3 protein-coding genes are annotated in these 2,987 nt (G+C 36.2%); 1 reads left to right on the top strand and 2 read right to left on the bottom strand.

Going from position 1 to position 2,987, the window contains the following annotated elements; genetic code table 11:
• On the top strand, positions 1 to 944 hold a 944-nt coding region (locus tag ACKI5B_RS11005), incomplete at its 5' end, for a hypothetical protein (RefSeq protein WP_407428701.1).
• Here the strand turns inward: ACKI5B_RS11005 and ACKI5B_RS11000 are convergent.
• Complete coding sequence (locus ACKI5B_RS11000) at positions 941 to 2,038, bottom strand: tetratricopeptide repeat protein (protein WP_407428699.1); 1,098 nt, start codon at positions 2,036 to 2,038, stop codon at positions 941 to 943. The two genes, ACKI5B_RS11005 and ACKI5B_RS11000, sit on opposite strands and share 4 nt — an antisense overlap.
• A 31-nt stretch (positions 2,039 to 2,069) precedes the next feature.
• Positions 2,070 to 2,987 (bottom strand): flavodoxin-dependent (E)-4-hydroxy-3-methylbut-2-enyl-diphosphate synthase (ispG, locus tag ACKI5B_RS10995; protein WP_407428697.1); only part of this gene is annotated, 918 nt, incomplete at its 5' end.

Genomic DNA, 2,987 nt, shown 5'->3' with positions numbered 1-2,987 from the left:
AAAGATTTGCATTAGTATTTGATATAAAAGAAAGCCTGAACCGTGATTTGGAATATACAGATTATGATGACACTCAGTATTTTACAAGTGACGTAAATTTTTCTGTTCCTGTAAAATTATTCGATATTGCAAACTGGGGATATGTTTACTGGATTCCATTTATTGACGGAAAAGTAAACTATGATAAAAACGGAATAAATGCAAATAACGATGATCTGGCAAGTCCGGTTACATCAATAGGTCAAAATATTTCTACTTCAAGAATCAACTGGTATGAAAATTACAGAACAGGTTTTTCCTGTAAGCTTGGTCATTCTGTTGGTTATGATTTCATGCAGAATGAAATCGAACCTCGTATATATGCAGAAATTCAGGCTTTTAAATCATTCAAATATTTTGGAATAAACACACAATTAAACGCTTTTTTTACAAAATCAAACCGTGAAGAAATTGGTGAATATATACGTGGAGTGCGGGACGAACAGAAATATATAAATTCAGCTCAAAAAAAATTAAAAACAAAACTGGCATTAAAGACACCGTGTGCAATTGCATTTAATCTGGATTTTCCGTTTCATATAATTACAACAAACTGGCTGGACTGGTCAGATTTAATTTTTGGTGAAGAATCTTGGTTCAGCCGTACATTTGCCTGGACAGACAGGTTTAATTTTGAACTTCAGGCTTCTCCATTTATTGATGTAGCACTTACAAAAAATGAAATTACAGGAAGATTGTTTTCGTTAAAAGACGGCTGGTATACTGGTGGACTTGAACTGCTTGTTTTTCCAGAGCGCTGGAAAGGAATTGTAATGAGGGCAAGTATTGGATTTGATTTAGGAAGAGCCGTCATTGCAAAAAAATATCCCGAAAAAATTGATATATCATGGCGGGAAAATATTAAGAAATACGAAATTTATGCCGGAATTGGCCTGCACTATTAACGTACAATTGCTGTTGCAGCAGCTTTTCTGCAATATGCATCCGGTGCATATTCAGAAATTACTTCAAGCATTGAGTTTGCATAAATTATATCACCACGCTCAATACATTTATTACAAAAATCAATAAGATAATTCCAGAAATGGTTTTCTTCGCACCATAAAACAATATCTTCATATTCACCAATTTTTTCTAAAAATAATGCAAGTGTCGTATAAGAAAACCCGGCATCACGTCCAGAAATTGAATCGAGAATATGACTGTAAGATTCAACTGCACCTAAAGCCGAACAGAAAATAGAATTTTCACTTTCCTTTTCTTTATCAAAAATTACGCTTATACTATAAAGAGCATTCAAAGTTTTTAATGATGAAGCTCTGAAAAGATCAAAAAAACGGTCTACATTTGAAGATTTGTTGGCATCTATAATTTTAAGCATTGCACGACGAAGAACTATATCTTTATAATTCGGGTCATTATCCAGAATTAAAAGAAGTGCCTGCTTATAATCTTCAGTTTTTCCCTGATGATTCAGCAAATCTGCCATCTCATAAAGAATATCATAAATCTGTTCCGGTACATCAAGAAATGAACTTGAAAGTCTGGCTTTTTCATAAAAATCAATTGCTGTCTGATATTCACCTTCAAGACGATAAATTTTTCCAATTAAAAAATCAGCTTCCGGATAAACTCTTTTTTCATCAACCCAGTCTTCCATTTTATGTACTGAATACTGAAAATAAGTTTCTCCGTAAAGTTTTAAATATCTGTTTATAATAGAAATTGCTTCACTCTGGTCGCGTTCTTTCAAAACTTCAAGGACAGAATCAAAACTCTCACCAGCACGACGAACTGCAAGCGGAGAAAGAGCAACATCAAGAATATAAACTTCATAATCACTTTCTGCAACACGATTAGCTTTTGCCTTATTTGCAAGATTCATTGCTGTTGCAAAGTTTCCTCTGTCAAAAGCAAATTGTGCTTCCTGTAAAATACGCCATGAATAGTCAGATGGCTGAGGCTTTTTTGGAACAATCTGAGAAAAAACAGAAGTAAAAAAGAACATGAAAATTACAGAAAGAAATATTTTTTTCATAAAAAACTGATTCCTTATATGAAAATGAAGATTAGATATCGTTCAACATTTCCATAAATACATTATCGGCATCTTTTTCGTCTACCGTTCGTATAATTTCACCTTTTTTGAAAATAATTGCCTTACCTGCTGCGCCTGCAATACCAATATCAGCGTGTTTACCTTCGCCAGGTCCGTTTACAACACAGCCCATTACAGCAACAGTAATATTTTTCTTCATTGAAAGAAGCTTATTCTGCCATCTGTCCATGAATGCATGAACATCAAACCCCTGGCGGCCACAGCGGGGACAGCTTACAAGAGTAACTCCCCCGCTTCTTTTTCCACATTCACGTAAAATTTCAAGACCTGTTATTACTTCATTTTCTGGGGCGGATGAAAGAGATACACGGATTGTAGAACCTATTCCTTCCCGTAAAAGATGACTGAATGCAAGAGTTGATTTTACAATGCCTGTAATTAAAGGACCGGCTTCAGTAACACCAACATGAAGCGGAATATTGTATTTAGAAGCAAAGTCTTCGTTTGCTTCGATTGTTTCTGCGACAGAACTTGCCTTCATGCTTACAACAAACTGGTCAAACCCCAGTTCATCAAAAACTGCACATTCACGTGCAGCAGTTTCGCTTAAGGCAACACTTCTGGATATTTCGCCCTTTTCAACTTTTTCACGTAAGTCATGAGGAAGAGAACCCGAATTTACACCGATTCTGATTGCAACTCCCTTTTTGCGGCAGCCGTTCACCACAGCCTCAACCCTATCGCGAGCACCAATATTTCCCGGATTGATTCTGATTGCAGCTACAGGTCCTTCAAGGCACTTCAATGCAAGGCGGTAATCAAAGTGAATGTCCGCAACCAGCGGCATGGAAGTAGATTTACATATTTCGATGAAACTTTCCGCGCTTTCCATGTCTGGAACTGCAAAGCGGATAATGTCACAGCCAAG

This window comes from Treponema sp., from assembly GCF_045657965.1.
In the GTDB taxonomy this organism is placed as follows: domain Bacteria; phylum Spirochaetota; class Spirochaetia; order Treponematales; family Treponemataceae; genus Treponema_D.
This window is presented reverse-complemented; position numbering and strand designations above follow the sequence as displayed.

Bases quoted from the DNA above. Each gene is read 5' to 3' on its own strand.
- ACKI5B_RS11000 (WP_407428699.1), bottom strand. From the start codon at position 2,038: ATGAAAAAAATATTTCTTTCTGTAATTTTCATGTTCTTTTTTACTTCT.